Below are 26,310 nucleotides of genomic sequence, written 5' to 3'. Positions count from 1 at the left end.
AAGTTCTTGCTGACCGGCGCGGGGATGCCGCGCCGCCGGTCTCGCATGTTGCGGGGACGTTAGCAAGAGGTTGCATGGAATGGAAGGGCTTGCAGAGACGTACGCAAGACTTTGCCGTTGAGCTACAGTGCGGCCATGCGCGCTCGACTGTCCGACATCGCCCAACAGGCCGAAGTCAGCGAGGCCACGGTGTCGCGGGTGCTCAACGACCGCCCCGGAGTGGCCCCGGAGACCCGGCAGGCCGTCCTCACCGCCCTCGACGTGCTCGGCTACGAGCGCCCGGCCCGGCTGCGCAAGCGCAGCGCCGGGCTGGTCGGCCTGGTCGTGCCCGAGTTGGACAACCCGATCTTCCCGGCGTTCGCCCAGATCATCGAGTCCGCCCTCGCCCCCACCGGCTACACGCCGGTGCTGTGCACGCAGACCCCCGGCGGCGTCCGCGAGGACGAGTACGTGGAGATGCTGCTGGACCGTCAGGTCTCCGGCATCGTCTTCGTCTCCGGCCTGCACGCCGACACCGCCGCGGACCACGACCGGTACCGCACGCTGATCGCCCGGCCGCTGCCGATCGTCATGATCAACGGATACGCGCCGGGCATCCCCGCGCCCTTCGTCTCCTGCGACGACCGGGAGTCCGCCGAGCTGGCCGTCGCCCACCTGGTCGCGCTGGGGCACCGACGGATCGGCCTGATCACCGGCCCGGACCGGTTCGTCCCGGTGCAGCGCAAGGTCGCCGGCTACAAGGCCGCGATGCGGCGCCTCACCGACATCTCCGACGACGACCTGACCGAGCTGACCGAGCTGTCCCTGTTCGGTGTGGAGGGTGGCGAGGCCGCCGCCGGCCGGCTCATCGAGCGCGGGGTGACCGGCCTGGTCTGCGGCTCGGACCTGATGGCGCTCGGCGCGATCCGGGCGGCCCGCCAGCGCGACCTCTCCGTCCCCGGGGACATCTCGGTGGTCGGGTACGACGACTCACCGCTGATGGCCTTCACCGACCCGCCGTTGACCACCGTGCGCCAGCCGGTCGCGGCCATGGCGGTGGCGGCCGTGCGGGCCCTGGTCGACGAGATCAACGGCCACCCCGCCCCGAACTCGGAATACCTGTTCCGCCCCGAGCTCGTGGTACGCGGCTCCACCGCCGTGGCCCGCCCCACCACCTCCCCCAGGCACCAGCGCCCGACCTCACCCACCCTGGCCATACCCGCCTGACCCCCCACCCCCACCCCCATCCCGGCGCCCGGCGCCCGGCGCCCGGCGTCGGTGATCATGAAGTTAGCGGCGACATTTCGGACGGTGGTCGCCGCCAAATTCATGATCACGCGGCGGATGGCGTGGGGTGCGGGGTGGCGGGGTGTCTCGGGATGCGGGACTCGCGCCGAGGGTTAACGCGCCGGCCGGGAGGTGATCGGAGTCATTTCTTGCGCAAGGAATGCTTGACTCTTGCAGCGCTGGCGCGGCATTCTGCTCAGACACGCCACCACAGAACGGGAACCGCCGCCGATGACCTCCGCCCCCGCACCCACGCCGCTGACCTCCGACGACGACTGGTGGCGCACCGCGGTCGTCTACCAGGTCTACGTCCGCAGCTTCGCCGACGCGAACTCCGACGGCGTCGGTGATCTCCAGGGCATCCGGCACCGCCTGCCCTACCTGCGGGACCTGGGCGTGGACGCGCTCTGGCTCACCCCCTTCTACACCTCGCCGCAGGTCGACGCCGGCTACGACGTGGCCGACTACCGCGACGTGGACCCGCTCTTCGGCAACCTGACCGACTTCGACGAGATGATCACCGACGCCCACGCCCTGGGCCTGCGGATCATCGCCGACCTGGTGCCCAACCACACCTCGAGCGCGCACCCGTGGTTCACCGCGGCGCTCGCCGCCGGCCCGGGCTCGCCGGAACGCGAGCGCTACCTGTTCGCCGACGGCAAGGGCAAGCGGGGCGAGCTTCCCCCGAACGACTGGGAGAGCATCTTCGGCGGCCCGGCCTGGACCCGCGTGGCCGACGGGCAGTGGTACCTGCACCTGTTCGACCCGGCCCAGCCCGACCTGAACTGGCGTCACCCGGAGGTGCGGGCCGAGTTCGAGGACATCCTGCGGTTCTGGCTCGACCGCGGGGTGGACGGCTTCCGGATCGACGTGGCCCACGGGATGATCAAGGCCGAGGGCCTGCCGGACGTCGGCTTCAGCTCGATGACCACCGGCCGGCGCCAGTCGGAGCTGCTCGGCAAGGGCCGGCTTCCCTACTTCGACCAGGACGAGGTGCACGACATCTACCGCTCCTGGCGGCCGATCCTGGACAGCTACCCGGGCGGCCGGATGGCGGTCGCCGAGGCGTGGGCCGAGACGCCGCAGCGGCTGGCCCGCTACATCGGCCCGGACGAACTGCACCAGGCGTTCAGCTTCGACTTCCTCGACGCCACCTGGTCGGCCGACTCGTTCCGCAAGGTGATCGACACGGCGCTCGCCGAGTCGACGATCGTCGGCGCGCCGACCACCTGGGTGCTCTCCAACCACGACCGGCAACGCCACGTCACCCGGTACGGCGACGGCGAGGTCGGCCTGCGCCGCGCCCGGGCCGCCGCGCTGCTGATGTTCGCGCTGCCCGGCTGCGCCTACGTCTACCAGGGCGAGGAACTGGGCCTGCCGGAGGTGCTGGACATCCCCGACGAGCTGCGTCAGGACCCGGCGTTCCGGCGCACCGGCGAGAGCCGGGACGGCTGCCGGGTGCCGATGCCGTGGAGCGGCGAGCTGGCCCCGTACGGCTTCGGGCCGGACGGCAGCGAGCTGAGCTGGCTGCCGGCCCCGGCGACCTGGCGGGCCCTCTCGGTGGCCGCCCAGACCCACGTGGCCGGCTCGACGCTTGAGCTCTACCGGGCGGCGTTGCGGATCCGGGGTGCGCACCCGGCGCTGGCCGACCTGGGCGGCGTCACCTGGCTGGAGACCGAGCCCGGGGTGCTGGCGTTCCGCCGCGCCGCCGGCGGCACCGACCTGACCTGTGTGGTCAACCTCAGCGGCGCCGACGTGACGGTCGCCGGCCACGGCCGGCCGCTCGTCGCCAGCGCCGACCTCACCGAGCGGGGCGACGGGCACGTCCTGCCGGTGGACGCGGCTGCGTGGTTCGAACGGCGTTGAGCCGGGTAACCCGCCATCGACCTGGCCGTCCGTCGTGCCCCGCGCCGACGGGCGGCTGGGCTGCCGACCCCTTGTGGTGGGGGGTGAGGTGGCGCCGGCCCCCGGGAGTCCGCTCCCGGGGGCCGGTGTCCATGCTCGACCGTGTCCGAGGTCAGCCGCCCTTGGCGGTGAGCAGCGCGGCGATCCGGGCGAACCCGGCCCGGACCTCGTCGGAGTCGGGCGGGTTCGCCGGCTGCGGCTCCGGCTGACGCTCGGCGGCCAACTCCAACTCGTCGTCGATGACGTCCTCGAAGTCGCCGTAGAGATCCGCCTGGTCGATCTCGGCGGCCTCGTCCGCGGCGGCGATCTGGGCGGCGGCGATCTCGCCGCGGATCTCCTCCGGCGTCAGCGCCGGCAGCAGCGGCTCCACCACCGCCATCAACTGTTCCTCGGCCACCACCGCCTCGGCCAGCGCCAACGCGTGCGGACGCTCGTACGGCCCGCAGACCACCGGCTCCCACTCGTCCTCGGCGGCGAGCGGGCCGAACGTGATGATCCACGGCAGGCCCAGCATCGGCGAGTCGTCCGGCAGGTCCAGTGTCACGAGTGCGCCCACGCGCCCATCATCGTCGTTCCGCGCCCACGCGGGGAGCGCAATCCCCCGACTCTCCCCGCTCAGGCGACCGCGCCCGGCCGCGCGGTGCTCATCCCCCGCCACCCGGGGTGCCCGGATCGGTCTCCTCGTCGAGCACGTCCGCCTCCACGTCCACCTCCCGCGCTCCGCCCTCGGCCAGGTCGACCACCCGGCCGTACCGACTGGTGGCGGCGAGCGCCGCGCCGAAGAGCACCAGTTGGTTGAGCAGGTAGAGGTAGAGCAGCAGGCCCACGGCGGTCGCCACCACCGTGTAGGCCGGGTTCCGCTCGGTGCGCACCACGTAGTAGCGCCCCACGGTGTTGAGCAGGGTGATCCCGACCGCGACCATCAGCACCGCCGGACGTAACCGCCGCCGGCTCATCCGCAGCCGGGGCACGGCCAGCAGCAGCGCGGCGGCGAGCACGGCGTTGACGAGCACGCTCAGCGCCGCGCTGACCGTGGTCAGGCCGACCGAACCGGTGCTGCGCAGCAGGAAACGCAGCAGCGACTCCAGCGCGTCGACGGCGGCGACCGAGACGAAGAGCAGCACGAAGACCGCGACAAGCACTCCCAGATCGACCAGGCGGCGCACCACGATGTTGCCGGGTTGCTGGTTGAAGCCGTACATCAGCCGCTGCGAGGAGCGGATCGCCTCCACCCACCCGATCCCGGTGAAGACCAGGATGACCAGGCCGACCACGCCCACCGTGCCGCTGCTCTCGGAGATCTGCGCCGGGTCGAGGAAGGGCAGGTTCTCCCGGAGGAAATCGGCCGCCGCGCGGCTGACGTCCTCGTTGTCCCGCAGCACCGCGCCGAAGATCCAGTACGCGACGAGCGCGAGCGCGAACACGGCGAAGAAGCCGTAGTAGGCGATGGCGGCGGCGAGCCGACCGGCGAGCAGGTCGGCGTAGAGCGTCCCGGCCTGCCAGAGGTGGTCGAAGACCGGTGAACGACCGCGGGCCGCGTCGATCCGGCGCCCCGCCGCCGCCTCGATCCGGCCGAAGACGTTCACCCCGTCATCCTCGCCGATCACCGCCCCCGGCGGAGGAGGCCCGGCCGGTCGGGTGTTCAGCGCCCGCCGCCGAGCCGGAAGTCGCGGCGGGGCTGCCACCGGGTCGCCCCGCTGTGCGAGAAGAGCGTGAACGCCTCCACCTCGAACAGCGCGGAGAAGTCGGCCAGGTCCTCGTACGCCTTGTCGAGCACCTCGGGCGGCACGTCCTGGGCCACCGTCACGTGCGGGTGGTAGGGGAAACGCATCTCGCGGCGCAGCTCGGGGGCCGAGTTGATGGCGGAGGCGAGCAGTTCGCACTCGCTGATCCCGGCGGCCACCGTCACGAAGACCACCTGGGTGACCGGCCGGAACGTGCCGGTGCCGCGCAGGTGCAGGGTGAACGGCAGGTGGGCGGCGGCCACCCGGGCCAGGTGTTCCTCGACCGGGGGCAGCGCGCGTACCGGTATCTCGGTGGGCCCGAGCAGGGTGACGTGGGCCGGGACGGCCTGCGGGTCGCCGGCCTCCACCCGGCGGCGGGTGAGCAGCCCGCCCCACGGCTCGGGGATGTCGACCGCGATCCCGATCTGGATCGTGTCCTCGCTGTTGGGCGCCGCGTCACTGCCCGCCACGTCGCGTACCCTCCCTCCGGCCACCGCCTGCGTCACCGTCTCCGCTCCACCCCGGGCCGCTACGCGAACCGCACCGGCGGGAAGAAGCCGACCCGCTCGTACGCGGTGCGTAGCGTGTCGGCCGCCACCGCCCGGGCCTTCTCCGCGCCCTGCGCGAGCAGCTTGTCCAGCTGGGCCGGGTCGTCCAGGTAGCCGTTGGTGCGCTCCTGGACCGGGGTGACGAACTCCCGCACCACCTCGGCGAGGTCCTTCTTGAGGTCGCCGTAGCCCCTGCCGTCGTACGCCGCGACCAGGTCGTCCATGCTGCGGCCGGAGAGCGCGGAGTAGATGGTGAGCAGGTTGGAGACACCGGGCTTCCCGACCGCGTCGAAGACGATCTCGCGACCGGTGTCGGTGACCGCCGAGCGGATTTTCTTGGCCGACCGCGCCGGGTCCTCCAGCAGGTCGATGATGCCGGCCGGGGAGGAGGACGACTTCGACATCTTGGCCGTCGGGTCCTGCAAGTCAGTGATCTTGGCGGTGTCCTTCACGATGTGCGGCGCCGGCACCGTGAACGTCTGACCGAACAGCGAGTTGAACCGCTGCGCCAGGTCCCGGGAGAGCTCCAGGTGCTGGCGCTGGTCCTCGCCGACCGGCACCGCGTGCGCCTGGTAGAGCAGGATGTCGGCGGCCTGGAGGATCGGGTACGTGAACAGGCCGACACTTGCCCGCTCGCTGCCCTGCTTCTGCGACTTGTCCTTGAACTGGGTCATCCGGCTGGCCTCGCCGAACCCGGTGATGCAGCCGAGCACCCAGGTCAGCTGCGGGTGCTCGGGCACCTGCGACTGGACGAACAGCGTGCTGCGTTCCGGGTCGAGGCCCAGCGCGAAGAGCTGCGCGGCGGCCACCCGGCTACGCCGCTTCAGCACCTCGGGGTCGTGCCCGGCGGTGATCGCGTGCAGGTCCACCACGCAGTAGAACGCGTCGTGGCTGTCCTGCAACGCCACCCAGTGCCGCAGCGCGCCCAGATAGTTGCCGAGGTGGAACGAGTCGGCGGTCGGCTGGATGCCGGAGAAGACGCGTGGGCGGACGGGTACGTCGGACATGGCGGCAATTCTGTCAGCAAGCCCCGGGATCCGTCATGACGGGCCGGCGGGTCGGACGGGTACGGGCGGGAGCGGGCCGCTGACCTCGCGTCGGGGCTCGGGCAGCCGCAGCGTGGAGACCGCCAGGCGGGACACCCGCCGACCGTCGAGCGCCAGCACCCGCAGCAGAAAGCCCTCCGGATCGGTGACGTCCGATCCGCCCGTCGGGTCGACCGCCACCGGCACCTCGTCGCCGGTCACCGGCAGCCGGCCCAGCGCGGCCATCACGTACCCGCCGACTGTCTCGTACGGGCCGGCGGGCAGCGGCACGCCGGTGCGCTCGGCGAAGTCGACCAGGTTGAGCCGGCCGTCGACCACGGCGGGCAGACCCGCGGGCTCCGTCCCGGGCGGGGCGTGACCCTCGTCGTAGATCTCCCCGACCAACTCCTCGACCAGGTCCTCGCAGGTGACGATGCCGGCGGTGCCGCCGTACTCGTCGACCACCACGGCCAGGTGGTGCCCCTCCCGGCGCATCTCGGTGAGCGCGGCGAGCACCCGTTTGCTGCCCGGCAGCCGTTTCACCTCGCGGATCAGCTCACCGACGGCGACCGTGCCGGCCGGCTCCGGGTGCAGCAACACGTCCCGCAGGTGCACCAGGCCGATGACATCGTCAGGGGTGCCGTCCACCACCGGGTAGCGGGTGTGCGGGTCGTCCCGGACCAGCCGCTGCGCCTGCGCCATGGAGTGCCCGGCGGAGAGGAAGACGACCTCGGTGCGAGGCACCATCACCTCGCGTACCAGCCGCGCGCCGGCCGCCAGCACCTCGTCGATGATCCGCCGCTCGTCCGGGTCGAGCACCGTGTTCGCCGCGACCAGGTCGCGCAGCTCGGCCTCGCTGATCCGTTCCCGCCCGGCGGTCGGACTCGCCCCGAGCAGGCCGGTGACCAGGCGGGTGGCGCCGTCGGCGGCCCGCACCACCAGGCGGGCCACGGCCCGGGCCAGCGGACCGGGTTCGCGTCGGGGCCGCCCCGGCGGTCGTCGCCGGGGCCCGGGACCACCCGCTTCCCGCATGACAAGCATGGTAGACATCGACCGCCGACGACCCGCCCCGATGTTCGGATCTGTTCGGCCCTGATGGTTTGTGGTGGAATGAAGTGAGGCGCACTCGACCGCCGTCCCGGGCGTCCCGGCCGTAGGGTGATCACGGACGGCCGACACGGACGCGGCCAGGCAGGAGGACCCGACGTGAAACTGCTCGTCACCGGCGGCGCCGGCTACATCGGCAGCGTGGTGACCCGGATGCTGCTCGACCACGGCCACCAGGTGACGGTGCTGGACGACCTGCGCACCGGCCACCGCGAAGCGCTCGCCCCCGAGGCGACCCACGTCGACCTGCCCGTGCACGAGGCCGCCCGGGTGCTCACCCCCGACGCCGGGTTCGACGGCGTGCTGCACTTCGCCGCCCTGATCGCCGCCGGTGAGTCGATGATCCGCCCGGAGCTCTACTGGGACACCAACACCGTCGGCTCGCTCGCCCTGCTCGACGCGGTCCGCGCCGCCCGGGTCCCGCGGATGGTCTTCTCCTCCACCGCCGCCGTCTACGGCAACCCCACCGAGCTGCCCATCCCGGAAACCGCTGTCAAAGCCCCCACCAACACCTACGGGGCGACGAAGCTGGCCGTCGACATGGCGCTCACCTCCGAGGCGATCGCGCACGAGCTGGGCGCCGTCTCGCTGCGCTACTTCAACGTCGCCGGGGCCTACCTGCGCGACGGGCAGGCCATCGGCGAGCGGCACGACCCGGAGACGCACCTCATCCCGATCGCGCTCGACGTGGCCGCCGGCCGGCGCGAGAAGCTCCAACTCTTCGGCGACGACTACCCCACCGTCGACGGCACCTGCGTCCGCGACTACATCCACGTCGAGGACCTGGCCCGCGCCCACCTGCTCGCGCTCGACGCGGCCACGCCGGGCCGCCACCGGATCTACAACCTGGGCAACGGCAACGGCTTCACCAACCGCCAGGTCGTCGACGTGGTCCGCGAGATCACCGGGCACCCGCTGCCGGTCGAGGTGGCGCCGCGCCGCGAGGGCGACCCCGCCGAACTGGTCGCCTCGTCCGCGCTGGCCCGCGACGAGCTGGGCTGGGTGCCGGCGAAGCCGACCCTCCAGGACATGGTCGGCGACGCCTGGGCGTTCTACCGCGAACACATCGCGGGCGCACGCCCATGAGCGGCGACGTCGCCGTCCGCGCCACCGCCGGCTTCCGGCAGCGGTACGCCGGCGAGCCGGCCGGCCGCTGGGCGGCTCCCGGGCGGGTCAACCTGATCGGCGAGCACACCGACTACAACGACGGCTTCGTACTGCCCTTCGCGCTTCCGCTGCGTACCGTCGTCGCCGCGGCACCCGGCCCGGACGGGCGCTGGACGGTCTGGTCGGAGCTGGACGACGAGCCGGTGGAGTTCGACGCCGAGGCGGCCGACGAGCCCGGCCGGGTCGATGGCTGGGCCGCCTACGTGGCCGGCGTCGTCTGGGCGCTGCGCGCCGCCGGCCTCGACGTACCGGGCGCGCGGCTCGCCGTCGCCTCCGACGTTCCGGTCGGCTCCGGGCTCTCCTCGTCGGCCGCCATCGAGTCGGCGGTGCTGGCCGCACTGGTCGACCTCGGCGGGCTGGACCTGCCCGCCGAGCGGTGGCCCCGGCTCGCCCAGCGCGCCGAGAACGACTACGTCGGCGCGCCGACCGGGATCATGGACCAGTCCGCGGTCATCCGGGGCCGGGAGGGGCACGCCCTCTTCCTCGACTGCCGCACCGAGGAGATCGAGCAGATCCCGTTCGACCTGGACGCCGCCGGGCTGGCCGTGCTTGTCGTCGACTCGCGCGCGCCGCACCGGCACGCCGACGGGGAGTACGCCGCCCGGCGGAAGAGCTGCGAACGAGCCGCCGCGACACTCGGAGTGGTCGCCCTGCGCGACGTGCCCACCGCCGACCTCGACGCGGCGCTGGCCCGCCTCGACGACGACGAGACCCGTCGCCGGGTCCGGCACGTGGTCACCGAGAACCAGCGGGTGCTCGACACCGTCGCGTTGCTCCGCGCCGACCGGGTCCGCGAGGCCGGGCCGCTGCTGACCGCCTCCCACGCTTCGATGCGCGACGACTTCGAGATCACCGTCCCGGAGGTCGACGTCGCGGTCGAGGCGGCGCTGCACGCCGGGGCGTACGGCGCGCGGATGACCGGCGGCGGTTTCGGCGGCTGCGTGCTCGCCCTGGTTGACGCGGACGCCGCCGACACGGTGGCCACCGCCGTCCGGACCGCGTACGCCGAGCGCGGCTTCCCCGCCCCCGGCACCCTGACCGTCCTCCCCGCCGGCGGCGTCACCCGGTTGTAAGGCGGGGGCCCTTCTTAACACACGGGTGTTAAGAAGGGCCCCCGCCTATCAAAAACCTCAGCCGCCTTCGACGATCATGCCGGCGGCGACGGTGCGGTTGGTGGTTTCGTCGATGATGATGAAGCCGCCGGTGGTGCGGTTGCGGCGGTATTCGTCGGCGAGTAACGGAACGGTGGTGCGGAGTCGGATCCGGCCGATTTCGTTGAGTTTCAGTTCGCCTGCTGTCTCGTCGCGGTGCAGGGAGTTGATGTCGAGGCGGTAGTGCAGGTCGCGGACGATCGCCCGTGCGGTGCGGGTGGTGTGTTTGATGGCGTACCTGCCGCCGACCTGGAGGGGCCGGGTTTCGTCCATCCAGCAGATCATCGCTTCGATGTCCTGGGCGACCATGGGGGCGTTGTTCGGTCGGCAGATCATGTCGCCGCGGGAGATGTCGATCTCGTCGGTGAGGCGGACGGTGACCGACATCGGGGGGAACGCCTCGTCGACGGGGCCGTCGGCGGTTTCGACCGCGGTGATGCGGCTGGTGAACCCGGACGGCAGGACCATCACCTCGTCGCCGGGTTTCAGGACGCCGGAGGCGACCTGACCGGCGTAGCCGCGGTAGTCGGTGACGGTGGTGGACTGCGGGCGGATCACGTACTGCACCGGGAAGCGGACGTCGACGAGGTTGCGGTCGGAGGCGATGTGGACGTGTTCCAGGTGGTGCAGCAGCGACGGCCCTTCGTACCAGGGCATGTTCTCCGACCGGGACACGATGTTGTCCCCGCGGAGCGCGGAGACCGGCACCACGGTCAGGTCCGGGGCGTCGAGTTTCGCGGCGAACGCGGTGAACTCGTCGGCGATCCGCTCGAACACCTCCTGCGACCAGTCGACCAGGTCCATCTTGTTGACACACAACACCAGGTGCGGCACCCGCAACAGCGAACACAGGAACGCATGCCGCCGGGACTGCTCCACCAGACCCTTACGCGCGTCCACCAGGATCAACGCCAAATCCGCCGTCGACGCCCCGGTCACCATGTTCCGCGTGTACTGAATATGCCCCGGCGTGTCAGCGATGATGAACTTCCGCCGCGGCGTGGCGAAGTACCGGTACGCCACATCGATCGTGATGCCCTGCTCCCGCTCCGCCCGCAGGCCGTCGGTCAGCAACGCCAAATTCGTGTACTCATCCCCCCGCGCCGCGCTGACCGCCTCCACCGCGGCCAACTGGTCACTGAACAACGACTTCGTGTCATACAACAACCGACCGATCAACGTCGACTTACCATCATCGACGCTCCCGGCGGTCGCGAACCGCAGCAGGTCCATCGGCCGCGCGGCGGTCTCACCGTCGGCCGGGGCCAGGGTGTCGACGCTCATCAGAAGTAGCCCTCTCGCTTGCGGTCCTCCATGGCGGCCTCACTGACCCGATCATCACCCCGGGTCGCGCCCCGCTCGGTGATCCGCGTCGCGGCCACCTCCTCAATCACCTTCTCCACCGTGTCCGCGTCCGAGCGGACCGCCGCGGTGCAGGACGCGTCACCCACCGTCCGGTACCGCACCTGGGCGGTGAACGGCTGCTCACCGGCGCGGGCCCGGAAAAACTCGTTCACCGCGTAGAACATCCCATCCCGCTCGATCACCTCCCGCTCATGCGCGAAGTAGATCGACGGCAGCGGAATCCCCTCCCGGGCGATGTAGTGCCAGACGTCCAACTCCGTCCAGTTGGACAACGGGAACACCCGAATCGACTCACCCGGATGATGCCGCCCGTTGTACAACGACCACAACTCCGGACGCTGGTTCTTCGGATCCCACTGCCCGAACTCATCCCGGAAACTGAACACCCGCTCCTTCGCCCGCGCCTTCTCCTCATCCCGCCGCGCCCCACCGAACAACGCATCGAACCGATGCTTCTCCACCGCGTCCAACAACACCGGCGTCTGGATCCGGTTCCGCGTCCCGTCCGCCGCCTCGCGGACCAGGCCCTTGGTCAACGCCTCCGGCACACTCGCCACGATCAACTGCAACCCCAACTCGGCCACCCGCTGATCCCGGTAGTCGAGCACCTCGGGGAAGTTGTGCCCCGTGTCCACATGCATCACCGGGAACGGGATGTTGGCCGGGGCGAACGCCTTCTGGGCCAACCGCAACATCACGATCGAGTCCTTACCACCGGAGAACAGCAACACCGGCCGCTCCATCTCCGCGACCACCTCACGCATCACGAAGACACTCTCCGCCTCCAACTCGTCGAGCTGCGACACCTGGTACGCGGCGGGGGCCGTCATGACACGAACTCGATTCGCTCGGAACCGTACATCGGGAATCCAGACCTTTCCGGTCGGAGTCGTGAAGAAGAACGCTCAGGTTACCCGGAATGCCGCTGCAACGCTGCAAGCAACCGACTCGCGAGATCCTTGCGGCAGACCAGCAGATCCGGTAGGCGCGGGTCGGCCTCGTTGTATTTCAGCGCAGAACCGTCGATCCGGGAAGCATGCAGTCCGGTGGCCGTCGCCACAGCGACCGGAGCGGCGGAGTCCCACTCGTACTGGCCGCCCGCGTGGATGTACGCGTCGACCTCACCGGTGACCACGGCGGCGATCTTCGCGCCCGCCGAGCCCATCGGAACCAGATGAGCGCCGACGTCCTCTGCCAGATCGGTTAGGAAAACCGGCGGACGGCTACGACTGGCCGCCAACCGGATGGTCCGCACGCCGCCCGCCGACCTCGACTCCACGGGCATCGGCGGGTACGCAGGCGGGTAGTCCGTGCCCACCACCCGGTGCTGCGCCGGCAGGCCCACCGCGCCCGCCACCAGGCCGTGCGGCGTGGGCGCCCGCCGCGACCAGAGCGCCACGTGCACCGCCCAGTCCGCGCGCCCCTCCTCGGCGTACTCCCGGGTGCCGTCCAACGGATCGACGATCCACACCCGGTCCGCGGCCAGTCGGGCCGCCGCCTCGCCGCCCGCCCCGGCCACCCGCGAGCCCGCGTCCTCCTCCGACAGCACCGCGTCCGCCGGGCGCCACTTCGCCAACTCGGTCCGGATCAGGTCGTGCGAGACCTTGTCCCCGGCCGATCGCAACGCCTCCGCGTCCCCGAAGCCCACCTCCGCGCGCAGGTCCACCAACGCCTGCCCGGCCCGCGACGCCAGCCAGCGGGCGAACGCGCCGTCGATCACCGGAGGACTGCCCATGGTGTCACCGCTCCTCTCGCCGGCCTTCGCTCACCTCGCGCAGGCGCAGACTACCGGCCGGCTCCGGAGACGCCGGTCAGGCCCCGTGGTACAGGTTCTGCGTCGGCTCCACACCCTTGGTGACCACCGACTCCACCACGTCCGCCGCGCGATCCACCAGGAACTCCAGCTCCTTGCGCTCGGCCGAGGAAAAATCCGAGAGTACGAAGTCCGCCGGATCCTGCCGACCCGGCGGCCGCCCGACCCCGAAACGGACCCGCACGTAGTCCTTCGTGCCGAGGGACTTCGACATCGACCGCAGGCCGTTGTGGCCGCCCTCGCCCCCACCACACTTCACCCGCACCTGCCCGTACGGGATGTCCAGCTCGTCGTGCACCGCGATCACCCGGCCCGGCGGGATCTTGTGGAACTGGGCCAGGCCGGCGACCGGGCCACCGGAGAGGTTCATGTAGGTAAGCGGCTTCACCAGCACCAACTTCGGGCCGCCGAACCCCAGCCGCCCCTCGGCGGCCTCGGCCACCGCCCGCCGGTGCCGGCCGAACTTCGCGCCCACCCGGGCGGCCAACAGGTCGGCCACCATGAACCCGACGTTGTGCCTGTTGTTCGCGTACTCCCGACCGGGGTTTCCCAGGCCGACCACCAGCCACGGCCCCGCCTCGTCCGTCACCCCGACGCCCCTTCCCGCTCGCTACCCGCCCCGATACGCCGACAGGCGCCCCCGGACCCCCGGGGACGCCTGTCGCACAGCCTGCGGACCGGTCAGGCCCCGGTCTTCGCCTCGGCCGGAGCCTCTTCGCCCTCGGCGGCCGGAGCGCCCTCCGGAGCCTCGGCGGTCTCCTCGCCGGCGCCGGCCTCGGCCTCCTCGGTGGCCTCCTCGACCTCCGGGAGGGTGGCCTCAAGCTGCTCGGCGGTCGGGGCGGCGGTCACCGAGGCGACCGGCAGCTCCGCGTCCACGGCCAGCTCGACACCGGTCGGCAGCTCGACATCGCCGGCGGTGACCACGGTGCCCGCCTCGGCACCGTCGATCGACGCCTCCAGGTGGTCCGGCACCTTGGTCGCGTCGGCGGTCACCGACAGGGTGTCGTGGTCGTGCACGATCAGGGTGTCCCGCGCGGCCTCACCGGTCAGCTGGACCGGAACCTCGACGGTGACCTTCTCGCCCCGGCGGACCAGGAGCAGGTCCACGTGCTCGAAGGAGTCCCGGATCGGGTCACGCTGGATCGCCTTCGGCAACGCCAGCACCTGGGTGCCGTCGCTGACCTCGATCGCGAAGAGCTGGTTCGCGCCGCCCTTGCGGATCGCCGCGGCGAACTCCCGCGCCGGCAACGCGATGTGCGTGGGCTTCTCGCCGTGGCCGTACAGCACGGCTGGCACCTTGCCGGCCCGGCGGGTACGACGGGCACCACCCTTGCCGAACTCGGTGCGGGGCTCGGCGCTGATCTTTACCTCGGACACGGGGAAACTCCTGATGCTTCGCTGCGGCGGCTTGTCGTCTGGCGGTGCTGGGCGAGGGGCTCGCTGGGGCTCAAGGTCATGAACGACCGCCCGGAGCACCGCGTCGATGACGGCGCCTCCGCGCGGTGCTATTCAGCAGCCCGCCGGGCACCCTCGCCGTGGCAACCGGACCAGTCTACCCGAGCGGATTCCGGGCTCTCCGGCAGTCCCCGTATCACCGTCCCGTCCGGCGCGCCGGGCCACGGCCCGGCCGCCGGACGACACCGGCGGCCGAACCCGACGATCAGCTCAGACCACCGAAGAGGGTGGTCACCGAACCGTCGTCGAAGACCTCCCGGATCGCCCGGGCCAGCAGCGGGGCGATCGACAGCACGGTCAACTTGTCGAGCTGCTTCTCCGGCGGCAACGGCAGCGTGTTCGTCACCACGACCTCGCTGATCGGGCTGTTCTTCAACCGCTCGGTCGCCGGATCCGACAACAACGCGTGGGTCGACGCGACCACGATCTCCGCCGCCCCCGACTCCTTCAGGATGTCGGCCGCCTTGGAGATCGTGCCACCGGTGTCGATCATGTCGTCCACGATCAGGCACACCCGGCCCTCGACCTCACCGACCACGCGGTTCGCCACCACCTGGTTCGGCTTCATCGGGTCACGCGTCTTGTGGATGAACGCCAACGGGCAGCCACCCAGCCGGTCCGTCCAACGCTCGGCCACCCGCACCCGACCCGAGTCCGGCGCCACCACCGTCATCGGCCGACCCGCATAGCGGTGCTCGACGTACTCGGCCAGGATGTCCATCGCGAACAGGTGGTCCACCGGCCCGTCGAAGAAGCCCTGGATCTGCGCGGTGTGCAGGTCGACGGTGAGGATCCGGTTCGCGCCCGCGGTCTTCAACAGGTCGGCCACCAACCGCGCCGAGATCGGCTCCCGGCCGCGATGCTTCTTGTCCTGCCGGGAGTACGGGTAGAACGGCAACACCACGGTGATCCGCTTGGCCGAACCACGCTTCAGCGCGTCGACCATGATCAGGGTCTCCATGACCCAGGTGTTCACCCCGTGCGTCACGGACTGCACCACGAAGGCGTCCGACCCACGCACCGAGTCCTTGAACCGTACGAAGATCTCACCGTTGGCGAACTCGTACGCGTCGGTGGGCGTCGGCGCGACGCCGAGCACCTCACCGATCTCCTTGGCCAGCTCCGGAAAACCCCTCCCGGAAAAGAGCATCAGGCTCTTGCGGTTCTCGGCGACGATGCTGCCCATGGGCCCGTCTGCTCCCGTGTGTCGGTGGTGCCCGGCGGCGGTGGAGCCGGGGACTGTTCGGTTGCAGTATCCCCCGGGTTCACCGGTCCACCCACGGCCCGGCCGTCCCCGTGGATTCAGTCACCTTCGCTTGCCGCGCCGCCCGGCTCCGACGCACCCTCACCGGACCGACGCGCCGCCTCCGCAGCCGCCGAATCGGGCCGCTTGCGCACTACCCAGCCCTCCACGTTGCGCTGCTGGCCCCGCGCCACCGCCATCGCGCCCGCCGGCACGTCCGCGACGATCACCGAGCCGGCCGCGGTGTACGCGCCGTCACCCACCCGCACCGGCGCCACGAACATGTTGTCCGCCCCGGTGCGCGCGTGACTGCCGATCGTGGTGTGGTGCTTGCGCACCCCGTCGTAGTTGACGAAGACCGTGGCCGCGCCGATGTTGCTGTGATCACCGATCGTCGCGTCCCCCACGTACGACAGGTGGGGCACCTTCGAACCCTCCCCGATCGACGCCTTCTTGGTCTCCACGAACGTGCCGACCTTCGCCTTGCGGGCCAGCCGCGACTCCGGCCGCAGGTACGCGTACGGCCCGACGCTCGCCTGCGGGCCGACCTCGGCGCCCACCGCGTGGCTGCGTACCACCCTCGCGTCCTCGCCCACCACGGTGTCGACAAGCGTGGTGTCCGGGCCCACGAGCGCGCCCGCGCCGACCACGGTGGCGCCCTGCAACTGGGTGTTCTGGTCGATCACGGCGTCCCGCTCCACGGTGACCGTCACGTCGATCCAGGTGGTGTGCGGGTCGAGAATGCTCACCCCGGTGCGCATCCAGCCCTCGTTGACCCGGTCGCGCAACAACTGGCGCAGCCCGGCCAGCTCCACCCGGTCGTTGCAGCCGAGCGTCTCCACGTGGTCGGGCGCGCAGTGCACCACCACCGGCTCGCCCGCGTCCCGGAGCAGGGCGAACACGTCGGTCAGGTATTCCTCGCCCTGATCGTTGTCGGTGGAGAGCTTGCCCAGCGCCTCCCGCAGCCGGGCCACGTCGAACGCGTAGATGCCCGCGTTGATCTCCCGCAGCGCGCGCTGCGCGGGCGTGGCGTCGCGCTCCTCGACGATCTGCTCCAACCGCCCGTGCGCGTCCCGCACGATCCGCCCCAGACCGGCCGGGTCCGGGACCTCGGCGGCCAGCACGGTCGCCGCCGCCGCGCCCCCCTCGTGCGCCTCGACCAGGGCCTCGACCGTCTCCGGACGCAGCAACGGCACGTCTCCGTTGATCACCACGACGGTGCCCGTCGCGTCCGGCGCCGCGTCCAACGCGATCCGGACCGCGTGCCCGGTGCCGAGCTGACGCTCCTGGAGCACCGGGACGGCCGTCGGGGCGACCTCGGCGAGGTGTGCCCGCACCTGGTCGGCGCCGTGGCCGACCACCACCATCGTGTGGTCCGCGCCCAACGGCCCGGCCGCGGCCAGCACGTGACCGAGCAGGGTACGGCCGAGGAGGGGGTGCAGCACCTTGGGCACGGACGACTTCATCCGCTTGCCCTCACCGGCGGCGAGCACGACAACGGTGCGGAGGTGGGGCTGGGGCACGACGTGGCTCCCGTCGGTATGGCGACAGTCTCGCGGTCATGCTAACCACGCGACTCGCCCCAATTCGCATCCGGCCGCACAAACGCCGTCCACCCGGGGTGAATTCGGCGAGTGAGCTGGGGTGCCTGGATTCGAACCAGGAGCTCAAGGCTCCAAAGGCCTGCGGGTTGCCGTTACCCCACACCCCATTGCCATGTCAAGACCTACGGACCAGCCTCCTCGGCTTCCCCGTCCGCGATCCGGAACAGCTCGGAGATCATACCTTCGATCCGCCAGTAGAGCGCACGGCTGCGCGGCACAGTGATCACGAGGCAGCCGTGATAGGTGTCTCCGGTGTTGCGCCGCATCGTTGTCGGGTTGTGCCGCTTCAGCGCGGTGCGGCGGAACCGTTCCAGTGGCAGCCGCAGCCGCTGCGCCCACCAATCGACGGCAGCCTCGGCATCAGCCGACTCATGGATGCTTACCCGGTAGGTCGGCACCGCCCGATCGACGCCGCAGACTTCGAGGAAGCGTAGGAACAACGCCAGCAGACCGGGGTCGGTGTTGACGAACTGCATCGTCACCGGTCGCCGCCACGGCTTGGACTTGGCCCCCTCGCACCAGTAGATCGCCGCGCCCAGCACCAGCAGGTCCCGTTCGCTGAGGCCACCCACCACACCGGCAGCTCTGGCCTGCTCGGCGGCCTGCGCCGCGTCCCGCGACTCCCGGTACGCGCTCCAGCGGGCCTCCGTCATCACCTTCGAGTGCGCGCGACGCCGCTCGGCCGTCGCCGCGTCCGGATCCAGCGGCAGGTGGCGCACCCACTGGTAGGCCGTCGACTTCGCCACCCCGAGCTGCTCCGCGATCTGGTTCACCGACCGGCCGCCCTTCCGCAGACGCACCGCCTCGGCGCGGTCGTCGTCCCGAGCGCGGGGTCGACGGGTCCATTCGGGAGGGGGAATTCCGCGCAGCATCGCGTAGACCCTGTCCCGACCGATGCCCAGCCGGGCCTGGATCTCCGCCACGGAGAGCTGTTCTTCGACGCGTAGACGGCGCGCCTCGATGGCAAGTGGATCGGTCACCACACGAAATTAGAACAGGTGTACGACAACGCAACGACCGGTCGGCCGGTGCGGCCCGGGCCTGGCAGGATGGGCGGGTGACCGACGTTCCCGGCAGCGACCGCAGTCGGCGGCGGGCTGTCCCGGCGACCAAGCCCTCCCGGGTACGCATGTCCGCGACCCAGCGGCGCGAGCAGTTGATCTCGATCGCCCGGCAGATCTTCGCGGAGCGCGGGTTCGACGCCACCTCGATCGAAGAGGTGGCGGCACGGGCCAAGGTCTCCAAGCCGGTGGTCTACGAGCACTTCGGCGGCAAGGAGGGGCTCTACGCGGTGGTGGTGGACCGGGAGGTCCGCTCACTGTTGGAGCGGATCACCACGGCGTTGACCGCGGGCCACCCGCGCGAGTTGCTGGAGCAGGCCGCGCTGACGTTGCTGACCTACATCGAGGAGGAGACCAGCGGGTTCCGGGTGCTGGTCCGCGAGTCGCCGCTGATGTCCGCGACGGGCAACTTCAGCAGCGTGATGAACGACGTCGCACACCAGGTGGAGCACATCCTCGGCGCGGAGTTCCACAGCCGGGGGTACGACCCGAAGCTGGCGGAGCTCTATTCGCAGGCGCTCGTGGGCATGGTGGCGCTGGCCGGGCGCTGGTGGCTGGAGGTGCGCAAGCCGCGCAAGGAGACGGTGGCGGCGCATCTGGTGAACCTGGCCTGGAACGGCCTGTCGCACCTGGAGTCGAAGCCGGGCCCGATCAGGAGTTAGGGCCCTCGGCGACCGAGTGGTAGCGGCGGCGACGCTCCTCCTCGGCGTGCTCCGGCGGCCCGACCTTGTCGTAGAGGCCGGTGGCGAGCAGGATCAGCCCGAACAGCATGGACACGACGACTGTGGACATGGAGAAGTTCAGGAAGTTCGCCGACGTCTGCAGCACGGCCATCATCAGGATGCCGGTGACCAGGAAGACCACCCCGGCGGTGAGGTTCATGTAGTGCCCGAGGTTGTCGCGGCGGGACGCGCCCACGATCAGGACCGCGCCGAAGACCACCGAGACCAGCGAGAAGGCCAGGTTGGTACGCAGCCCGAGGGCGGTGCTGCCGTCCCGCCCGAACAGCCCGTCGCCCCAGGTCTCGAACACGCCCCAGACGCCGAAGACCAGGATGTAGAGGCCGATGAGCCCGGACAGCACCCGGTAGAACGGTCGCGCGGGGTGGTTCACCGGGAAGTGCGCCATGCTGCCCTCCAACCGTGGAGACCGATTCGGGGCAATTGTCACCCGAGCCACCCGCCTCCGTCCCGGAAAGACGCCGACGGCCCCGGCGCGGCGCGCCGGGGCCGTCGGGTGGTTCGGGATCAGAGCACCAGGCGGGCCTTCTGCCAGGCCTCGTGCTCGTCGTCGCTGCCGACCTTGCCGTACATGCCGACCACCAGGAGCACGAGCGACAGGGTCAGGACCACGATCACCGTCATGATCGAGAAGTTGAGGACGTTGGCGTCGGTCTGGAGGAACGCCAGCGCGGCCAGGCCGATGACCATCAGGGTGTACGCCATCCACTGGTTGACCGCCACGTCGAGGTTGCGGCCGATCACCACGCCGACCAGGATCACCACGCCGAGCAGCACCGACAGCAGCGAGAAGCCCATGTTGGTGCCCTGGCCGAGCACCTTCGTGTCGTCCTGGGCGAAGAAGTCGTTGCCGGCGCTGGCGATGACGCCGAGGGCGCCGAAGACGACGAAGTACAGACCAACGAGCCCGCCGATCGCCCGGAAGATCGGCCGCGCGGGGTGGTTGACGGGGGTGTGGGCCATCTCTGCGTCTCCAAAGACCGAACGGGTGAGAGTTTCCGCTGATTGTCCCCGACGGCGGTCAGTGACCCCGCACACCCCCCACTCTCAGCCGCCGGGCAGTTCCTCGGCAAGCGCCAGCCAGGTCTCCTCGGTGCGGTCCCGCTCGGCCCGCACCTCCTTGAGCTGGGCGTCCAGCTCGGCGACCCGGGTGTAGTCGGTGGCGTTGGCGGCGAGCTGCTCGTGCAGGCCCGCCTCCTTCTGTTCGAGCTTGGCGATCTGCCGTTCCAGCCGGTTGAGCTCCTTCTTCGCGGTGCGTACCTCGGCGGCGGACATGCCGTCGCGGGCCGGGGCGGTCGTGCCGGGGGTGAGGTCGGCGGGCGCCGGGCCACCGGCCGCGGCGGCGCGCGCGAGGTACTCGTCGACGCCACCGGGCAGGTGCACGAGCCGCCCGTCGCCGAACATGCCGTACGCGACCTCGGTGACCCGCTCGATGAGATAGCGGTCGTGGCTGGCCACCACGATGGTGCCGGGCCAGGAGTCGAGCAGGTCCTCAAGCGCGGCGAGGGTGTCGGTGTCCAGGTCGTTCGTGGGCTCGTCGAGCAGCAGCACGTTGGGCTCGCCGGCGAGCAGCCGCAGCATCTGGAGGCGGCGGCGCTCCCCGCCGGAGAGGTCGCTCACCGGGGTCCAGAGCCGCCGGTCGTCGAAGCCGAAGATCTCCGCGAGCTGGGCGGCGCTGATCTCCCGGTCGCCGAGCTGCACCCGGCGGGCCACCTCCTCGACCGCCTCCAACACGCGCAGGTGGCCGGGGAGTTCGGCGAGTTCCTGGGAGAGGAACGCCGCCCGCACGGTCTGCCCGGCGGCGAACCGCCCGCCGTCGGCGCGTGTCACCCCGGCGAGCATCCGCAGCAGGGTGGTCTTGCCGGCGCCGTTGCGGCCGAGGACGGCGATCCGGTCGCCGGGCCCGACCTGCCAGGTGGTGTCGTGCAGGATCTCCTTCGGGCCGGCGTGCAGGGTGACGTGCTCCAGGTCGTACACCTGCTTGCCGAGGCGGGCGGTGGCGAGCCGTTGCAGCGACATGGTGTCGCGCGGCTCCGGCACGTCGGCGATGAGCGCGTTGGCGGCGTCGATGCGGAACTTGGGCTTGGAGGTACGCGCCGGCGGGCCCCGGCGCAGCCAGGCGATCTCCTTGCGGAGCAGGTTCTGCCGGCGGGCCTCGGTGGCCGCGGCGATCCGTTGCCGCTCGACGCGGGCGAGCGTCCACGCGGCGAAGCCGCCCTCGTACGCCCGGACGGTCTGGTCGGCCACCTCCCAGGTGGCGGTGCAGACGGCGTCGAGGAACCAGCGGTCGTGGGTGACCACGACGAGCGCGCCCTTGCGGGTGACCAGGTGCCGGGCCAGCCAGTCGACGCCGCCGACGTCGAGGTGGTTGGTGGGCTCGTCGAGGACGAGCAGGTCGGCGTCGCGGACCAGCAGCGCGGCGAGTGCCACCCGGCGGCGTTCCCCGCCGGACATCGGGCCGATCGGCGTGTCGAGGCCGAGGTGGGGCATGCCGAGGCCGTCGAGGATGGCGCGGACGCCGGCGTCGCCGGCCCACTCGTGTTCGGCGCCCATGCTCTCGGCGAGCCACGCGGTGCCGAGCACGACGTCCCGCACGGTGAGGTCGGGTGCGAGGTCCAGGCGTTGCGGCAGCCAGGACACGCGCAGGTCCCGGCGGTGGGTCACCCGGCCGTCGTCGGGCTCCTCGGTGTGGGTGAGCAGCCGCAGCAGCGTCGACTTGCCGGCGCCGTTGAGTCCGACCACGCCGACCCGGTCGGCGTCGTCCAGGCCGAGCGAGACGTCGGTGAGCAGCGGCCCGGCGGCGCCGTACCCCTTGGACACCCGGTCCAGGTTGACGATGTTGGCCACTGGTTCACCTTTCACACGACTCAGGCGCCCCGGGGTCCGGGACGCCTGAGTCAAGGGTACGGGGCGTCAGACGATGCGGGCGCCGTGCACGGGCCCGTGCGCGACCCGTACCTCCCGGCACACCGCGGCGGCGGTCAGCTCGTCGGCGATCCGCCCGGCGTCTGCCTCGTCGGCGGCGAGGAACACGCAGGTGGGCCCGGAGCCGGAGACGATGCCGGCGAGCGCGCCGGCGGCCTCGCCGGCCTTCAGTGTGTCGGCGAGCGCCGGGCGCATGGTCAGCGCGGCGTCCTGGAGGTCGTTGCCGAGGGAGGCGGCGAGCACCCGCGGGTCGCGTTGGCGCAGCGCGCCGAGCAGCGCGTCGGTGCTGCCCAGCGGCGTGCCGGCGGCGCCGGTGTCGCGCAGCCGGTCGAGTTCGCGGTAGGCGGCCGGGGTGGAGAGGCCGCCGTCGGCGATGGCCACCACCCAGTGCCAGGAGGTGGGGCGGGCCAGCACCGGGCTGACCGCCTCGCCCCGGCCGGTGCCGAGCGCGGTGCCGCCGTGGATCAGGAACGGCACGTCGGAGCCGAGGTCGGCGGCGATGCCGGCCAGTTCGTCGCGGGACAGGCCGGTGCCCCAGAGCGCGTCGCAGGCCACGAGCGCGGCGGCGGCGTCGGCGCTGCCGCCGGCCAGCCCGCCGGCGAGCGGGATGTGCTTGCGCAGGTGCAGCCGGGCGTGCGGGGCGACACCGGCATAGCCGGCGAGGGCGTGCGCGGCGCGCAGCGCCAGGTTCGTGTCGTCGAGAGCCAGCTCGCCGGCGCCCTCACCCTCCATGGTGAGCGTGAGGGTGTCGCCGCGGCGGGCGGTCAGCTCGTCGTAGATGGAGATGGCGTGGTAGACGGTGTTCAGCTCGTGGTAGCCGTCCCGGCGCAGCGGCCCCACCCCGAGGTGCAGGTTGACCTTGGCGGGCACCCGCACCTTGACCGGGCCGCTGGCCCCGCGCCGCTGACCGTCCTCGTCCTCCGGTCGCCAGGCCTCGGTCACCGGGTGAGCTCCCGTGGGCGCGGGCGGATGTCGAACGGCTTCTGCACGGTCAGCTCCTCGGCGGGTCGGGCAACGGCGCCAGCCTACTGGGCGGCGGCGGAGCCGTCCGGGGCCGACGCGGCGATGGCGGCGAACTGCTCGACGGTGAGTGACTCGCCGCGTGCGCCCGGGTCCACGCCGGCGGCGGTGAGCGCGGCGGCGGCCCGGTCCGCGCCGCCGGCCCAGCCGGCCAGGGCGGCGCGCAGCGTCTTGCGGCGCTGGGCGAACGCGGCGTCGACGACCGCGAACACCGCCGTGCGGGGTACGTCCGGCCGGGGCGGCTCGCGGCGGGTGAACGCGACCAGGCCGGAGTCGACGTTGGGTACCGGCCAGAACACGTTCGGCGGGACCTTGCCGGCGGCCCGGGAGCGGGCGTACCAGGCGAGCTTGACCGAGGGGATGCCGTACACCTTGGAGCCGGGTCCGGCGACGAGCCGGTCGGCGACCTCCTTCTGCACCATCACCAGGCCGTGCCGCAGGGTGGGCAGTTCGGCGAGCAGGTGCAGCACCACCGGCACGGCCACGTTGTAGGGCAGGTTCGCCACAAGCGCGGTGGGCGCCGGGTCGGCCAGGTCGGCGGCGGTGACCCGCAGCGCGTCGGCGGGGTGCACGGTGAGCCGGCCGGCGTCCGGGCCGGCGAACCGGGCGGCGGTCTCCGGGAGCGCGGCGGCGAGCGCCGGGTCGAGTTCCACGGCGTGCACGTGCGCGGCGACCGGCAGCAGGGCCAGGGTGAGCGAGCCGAGGCCGGGGCCGACCTCCAGGGCCACGTCGTCCGGGGCGAGGCCGGCGGTGGTGACGATCCGCCGCACGGTGTTCGGGTCGTGCACGAAGTTCTGGCCGAGTTTCTTGGTCGGCGTGACGCCGAGCCGCGCGGCGAGTTCCCGGATCTCCGCCGGGCCGAGGAGTCCGGTCACGCCCCGTAGCGTAAGCGCCCCCGCTTCGCGGTAAGGCGGGGGCCCTTGTTAACGCCTGGCGTTGTGGCGGGGGCCCCGCTTAACACCACGGGCCGAAGGCGCGCTCACCGTTGGTGGAGATGGCGGCGCACAACTCGTCAAGATCAACCCCAGTGGTGTCGGCGAGGAAGCGGACGGTCAGCGGGATCAGGTACGACGCGTTCGGCCGTCCCCGGTGCGGCATCGGCGTCAGGTACGGCGCGTCGGTCTCGACGAGCAGCTGCGCGGGCGGGGTGACGGCGGCGGCCTCCCGCAGCGCGACGGCGCTGCCGAAGGTGACCGTGCCGGCGAAGCTCAGCAGGTGCCCGCGGCGGACGCACTCGCGGGCGAAGTCGGCGTCGCCGGAGAAGCAGTGCATCACCACGGTGTCCGGCGCGCCCTCGTCGTCGAGGATCCGCAGCACGTCGGCGTGCGCGTCGCGGTCGTGGATGACGAGCGCCTTGCCGTACCGCTTGGCGATGGCGATGTGCGCCCGGAAGCTCGCCTCCTGCGCGGCCCGCCCGTCGGCGCCGGTGCGGAAGAAGTCCATGCCGGTCTCGCCGACGCCGCGCACCCGGTCCCGCCCGGCCAGCGCCTCGATCGCACGCAGCGCCTCGTCCAGGTCGTCCAGGCGGGGCGCCTCGTTGGGGTGCAACGCCACGGTGGCCAGCACCGCCGGGTACCGGTCGGCGACGTCGGCGCCCCACCGGGACGACTCGACGTCCACGCCGACCTGGACCAGGCGGTCCACGCCGACCCCGGTGGCGACGGCGATCGCGGCGGCCACCGGGTCGCCGCCGTCGCCGCCCGGCGGCGAGCCGTACTCGCCGACGGTGATGTCGAGGTGGGTGTGGCTGTCCGGCACGGGCACGGGCAGCGGCTCGGGCGCGGGCGGGAACTCGCCGGCCCGGCGGGCGGCGCGCTGCTTGCGGGTCTCGGTCTGCTCGGTCATCGCGGCCAGCATCACACACCCGCCACCGTCCGTTCACACGCACCACATCTGGCCGGCTTAGCGTCTCCCGGTGACCGTCACTGACCGGGCCGGCGGGGCCGCCTCCGAGCGGACCGGGCTGCGCGTGACGTACCACGGCCAGGTGTACCCGGCCGAGGAGATCGCCCGGGGCGCGGCGTACGAGCTGTTCAGCGCCGACGAGGCGCCCGGCTTCGAGTGGTGTCCCCGGCCCGGGGCCGGTCATCCGTGGCGAAAGTTCGTGCACGCGACCGAGGTGGACGCGGTGCGGGGCGCGGTGGAGCCGACCGAGGAGACGGACGCGCCGTTGCTGGTGCCGCTGCACCGGGAGCGGGGCTGGGCGTACGTGCACCAGCTCAGCCAGCGGCCGACGGCGGCGGGTGACCCGACGTTGGCGGCGGTGCGGGCGTCGGCGGTGATCAGGCCGGGCACCCGGATGGTGAAGGTGCTCTCCGCCCGGCAGCTCGCCGGTTACGTGCGGGGCTGGCTGCCGCACGGCTTCTGTTACCGGGAGCACGACGTGGCGCACCTGCGGACGCCGGCGGGGATGGCGGTGCTGCGCGGTGATCCGGAGGGCGGCGACGTGGCGTATGCGTTGCGCTGGCGGGCCGCCGACCCGGCCGACTACGACGTCCCGGTCGGCGCGGCGCACCGCGGGCTGACCGCCCTGCCGCCGCGGGACCGGCTCGGTCCGCCGGTGCTGGGCACCGGGTTCGTGCCGAGCGACGCCCAGCTCGTCCCGGAGTTCGTCACCCGGGACTTCGCGGACCTGCCGATGCCGGCGAACGCCACCCTGCTCGCCTACCCGGCCGAGGGGATGGAGGTGGTGCTCTACACCTATCAGGCGGAGCAGCGCGGCTGGCTGCGCCTGGCCGGCCCGCAGTGGCGGCACCTGCTGGCCGCGGTGCCCGGCCTCGCCGCCGACCAGGAGTACGTGCCGACCGGCGACGCGCCGCGCTCCACCCGGCTCGTCGGCGCGTACGCCGGGGCGGAGTACGAGGCGGTGGCCGACCAGCCCGGCGGGTTCCGGGTGCTGGCGATGACCCGGGCGGCCCGCTATCCGGTGGAGGCGGCGGCCCGTCGGCTGCGGATCGCGGCCTGGCGCGGCGTGCCCTGCCTGGTGCTGCGGGAGGAGGGGGGCTGGCTGCGGTTGCGGCTGCGCCGCCCGGATCCGGACGCGGTGGCGGTGACCGGGGCGCAGTGTCACGAACGGGGTGTGTACGAGGTCTGGGCGCCGGCCGCCGAGTTGACCGACGACCGGGTGGTGGATCTGCCGTATCCGCGCCGCCACGATTAGCCGCCGGCTGGGAGGGAAGGCGTGGGCGTCC

Annotated in this window: 25 protein-coding genes and 1 tRNA gene; 6 read left to right on the top strand and 20 right to left on the bottom strand. The window is 72.1% G+C overall.

Translation table 11 applies throughout. The features are described from left to right. Positions 1-135: 135 nt before the first annotated feature. Positions 136-1,206, top strand: coding sequence for a LacI family DNA-binding transcriptional regulator (locus tag O7613_RS29750; protein WP_281585035.1), 1,071 nt, complete (start codon positions 136-138; stop codon positions 1,204-1,206). A gap of 291 nt (positions 1,207-1,497) precedes the next feature. Further along, the gene (locus tag O7613_RS29745; protein WP_282291174.1) at positions 1,498-3,132 is read left to right on the top strand and encodes a glycoside hydrolase family 13 protein; all 1,635 of its coding nucleotides are present in this window, start codon (positions 1,498-1,500) and stop codon (positions 3,130-3,132) included. A gap of 151 nt (positions 3,133-3,283) precedes the next feature. Here the strand turns inward: O7613_RS29745 and O7613_RS29740 are convergent, their stop codons facing one another. The 5 genes from O7613_RS29740 to O7613_RS29720 form a co-directional block, all read right to left on the bottom strand. Further along, entirely contained in the window at positions 3,284-3,727 is a 444-nt protein-coding gene (locus O7613_RS29740) for a hypothetical protein (protein WP_281585037.1), read from the bottom strand. Positions 3,728-3,815: 88 nt separating this feature from the next. Then, positions 3,816-4,757 (bottom strand): YhjD/YihY/BrkB family envelope integrity protein, encoded by a 942-nt coding sequence (locus tag O7613_RS29735; protein ID WP_281585038.1) that lies wholly within the window; start codon positions 4,755-4,757, stop codon positions 3,816-3,818. A gap of 56 nt (positions 4,758-4,813) precedes the next feature. Next, complete coding sequence (locus tag O7613_RS29730; protein WP_282294647.1) at positions 4,814-5,389, bottom strand: 2'-5' RNA ligase family protein; 576 nt, start codon at positions 5,387-5,389, stop codon at positions 4,814-4,816. A gap of 35 nt (positions 5,390-5,424) precedes the next feature. Continuing rightward, positions 5,425-6,450 carry a tryptophan--tRNA ligase gene (gene trpS, locus O7613_RS29725; protein WP_281585039.1) on the bottom strand — a complete coding sequence of 342 codons (1,026 nt, stop codon included), beginning with the start codon at positions 6,448-6,450 and terminating at the stop codon, positions 5,425-5,427. Positions 6,451-6,483: 33 nt separating this feature from the next. Further along, positions 6,484-7,500: a hemolysin family protein gene (locus O7613_RS29720; protein ID WP_281585040.1), complete on the bottom strand. Its 1,017-nt coding sequence runs from the start codon at positions 7,498-7,500 to the stop codon at positions 6,484-6,486. A 174-nt stretch (positions 7,501-7,674) separates the two neighbouring features. Between O7613_RS29720 and galE the strand changes: the two genes are divergently transcribed. Both galE and galK read left to right on the top strand, forming a co-directional pair. After that, positions 7,675-8,661, top strand: a complete 987-nt coding sequence (gene galE / locus O7613_RS29715; protein ID WP_282291173.1) for a UDP-glucose 4-epimerase GalE — start codon at positions 7,675-7,677, stop codon at positions 8,659-8,661. Continuing rightward, on the top strand, positions 8,658-9,815 hold the full coding sequence (gene galK, locus O7613_RS29710) for a galactokinase (protein ID WP_282291172.1): 1,158 nt from the start codon (positions 8,658-8,660) through the stop codon (positions 9,813-9,815). The genes galE and galK overlap by 4 nt, the downstream gene beginning before the upstream one ends. Positions 9,816-9,872: 57 nt before the next feature. Here galK and cysN read toward each other — a convergent pair whose 3' ends face one another. The 9 genes from cysN to O7613_RS29665 all read right to left on the bottom strand — a co-directional run bounded on the left by cysN (position 9,873) and on the right by O7613_RS29665 (position 18,353). After that, entirely contained in the window at positions 9,873-11,177 is a 1,305-nt protein-coding gene (cysN, locus tag O7613_RS29705; RefSeq protein ID WP_282291171.1) for a sulfate adenylyltransferase subunit CysN, read from the bottom strand. Further along, complete coding sequence (cysD, locus tag O7613_RS29700) at positions 11,177-12,088, bottom strand: sulfate adenylyltransferase subunit CysD (protein WP_282291170.1); 912 nt, start codon at positions 12,086-12,088, stop codon at positions 11,177-11,179. The genes cysN and cysD overlap by 1 nt, the downstream gene beginning before the upstream one ends. An 80-nt stretch (positions 12,089-12,168) precedes the next feature. Next, a complete protein-coding gene (locus tag O7613_RS29695; protein WP_281585044.1) occupies positions 12,169-12,993 on the bottom strand; it encodes an inositol monophosphatase family protein in 825 nt (274 codons plus the stop codon). 76 nt (positions 12,994-13,069) lie between these two features. Next, positions 13,070-13,660, bottom strand: a complete 591-nt coding sequence (pth, locus tag O7613_RS29690) for an aminoacyl-tRNA hydrolase (RefSeq protein ID WP_281585045.1) — start codon at positions 13,658-13,660, stop codon at positions 13,070-13,072. A gap of 92 nt (positions 13,661-13,752) precedes the next feature. Next, entirely contained in the window at positions 13,753-14,448 is a 696-nt protein-coding gene (locus O7613_RS29685) for a 50S ribosomal protein L25/general stress protein Ctc (protein ID WP_281585046.1), read from the bottom strand. Between the two features lie 283 nt (positions 14,449-14,731). Next, positions 14,732-15,712 carry a ribose-phosphate diphosphokinase gene (locus O7613_RS29680; RefSeq protein ID WP_281585047.1) on the bottom strand — a complete coding sequence of 327 codons (981 nt, stop codon included), beginning with the start codon at positions 15,710-15,712 and terminating at the stop codon, positions 14,732-14,734. A 116-nt stretch (positions 15,713-15,828) separates the two neighbouring features. Continuing rightward, positions 15,829-17,292, bottom strand: coding sequence for a bifunctional UDP-N-acetylglucosamine diphosphorylase/glucosamine-1-phosphate N-acetyltransferase GlmU (glmU, locus tag O7613_RS29675; protein WP_348775394.1), 1,464 nt, complete (start codon positions 17,290-17,292; stop codon positions 15,829-15,831). Positions 17,293-17,408: 116 nt separating this feature from the next. Beyond that, positions 17,409-17,480 (bottom strand) — tRNA-Gln (locus O7613_RS29670). A 15-nt stretch (positions 17,481-17,495) separates the two neighbouring features. Beyond that, on the bottom strand, positions 17,496-18,353 hold the full coding sequence (locus O7613_RS29665; protein WP_281585048.1) for a helix-turn-helix domain-containing protein: 858 nt from the start codon (positions 18,351-18,353) through the stop codon (positions 17,496-17,498). A 77-nt stretch (positions 18,354-18,430) separates the two neighbouring features. Here O7613_RS29665 and O7613_RS29660 point away from each other — a divergent pair, with 77 nt between their 5' ends. After that, complete coding sequence (locus tag O7613_RS29660; protein ID WP_281585049.1) at positions 18,431-19,096, top strand: TetR/AcrR family transcriptional regulator; 666 nt, start codon at positions 18,431-18,433, stop codon at positions 19,094-19,096. Here O7613_RS29660 and O7613_RS29655 read toward each other — a convergent pair. From O7613_RS29655 to O7613_RS29630, 6 genes are all read right to left on the bottom strand, one after another. Beyond that, positions 19,086-19,562 (bottom strand): DUF4383 domain-containing protein, encoded by a 477-nt coding sequence (locus O7613_RS29655; RefSeq protein WP_282291169.1) that lies wholly within the window; start codon positions 19,560-19,562, stop codon positions 19,086-19,088. The two genes, O7613_RS29660 and O7613_RS29655, sit on opposite strands and share 11 nt — an antisense overlap. Positions 19,563-19,681: 119 nt before the next feature. Further along, complete coding sequence (locus O7613_RS29650) at positions 19,682-20,137, bottom strand: DUF4383 domain-containing protein (RefSeq protein ID WP_281585051.1); 456 nt, start codon at positions 20,135-20,137, stop codon at positions 19,682-19,684. Between the two features lie 84 nt (positions 20,138-20,221). Then, entirely contained in the window at positions 20,222-22,021 is a 1,800-nt protein-coding gene (locus O7613_RS29645) for an ABC-F family ATP-binding cassette domain-containing protein (protein WP_282291168.1), read from the bottom strand. A gap of 66 nt (positions 22,022-22,087) precedes the next feature. Beyond that, positions 22,088-23,041 (bottom strand): 4-(cytidine 5'-diphospho)-2-C-methyl-D-erythritol kinase, encoded by a 954-nt coding sequence (locus O7613_RS29640; RefSeq protein ID WP_282291167.1) that lies wholly within the window; start codon positions 23,039-23,041, stop codon positions 22,088-22,090. 83 nt (positions 23,042-23,124) lie between these two features. Next, positions 23,125-23,994: a 16S rRNA (adenine(1518)-N(6)/adenine(1519)-N(6))-dimethyltransferase RsmA gene (gene rsmA, locus O7613_RS29635; RefSeq protein ID WP_281585054.1), complete on the bottom strand. Its 870-nt coding sequence runs from the start codon at positions 23,992-23,994 to the stop codon at positions 23,125-23,127. Between the two features lie 79 nt (positions 23,995-24,073). Continuing rightward, positions 24,074-24,976 carry a TatD family hydrolase gene (locus tag O7613_RS29630; RefSeq protein ID WP_282291166.1) on the bottom strand — a complete coding sequence of 301 codons (903 nt, stop codon included), beginning with the start codon at positions 24,974-24,976 and terminating at the stop codon, positions 24,074-24,076. 58 nt (positions 24,977-25,034) lie between these two features. On the opposite strand from O7613_RS29630, the gene O7613_RS29625 reads away from it, so the two are divergent. Next, positions 25,035-26,279, top strand: a complete 1,245-nt coding sequence (locus tag O7613_RS29625) for a hypothetical protein (RefSeq protein WP_282291165.1) — start codon at positions 25,035-25,037, stop codon at positions 26,277-26,279. The last annotated feature ends 31 nt before the right edge of the window (positions 26,280-26,310 follow it).

The organism is Micromonospora sp. WMMD975, assembly GCF_029581215.1.
Lineage (GTDB): Bacteria > Actinomycetota > Actinomycetes > Mycobacteriales > Micromonosporaceae > Micromonospora.
This window is presented reverse-complemented; position numbering and strand designations above follow the sequence as displayed.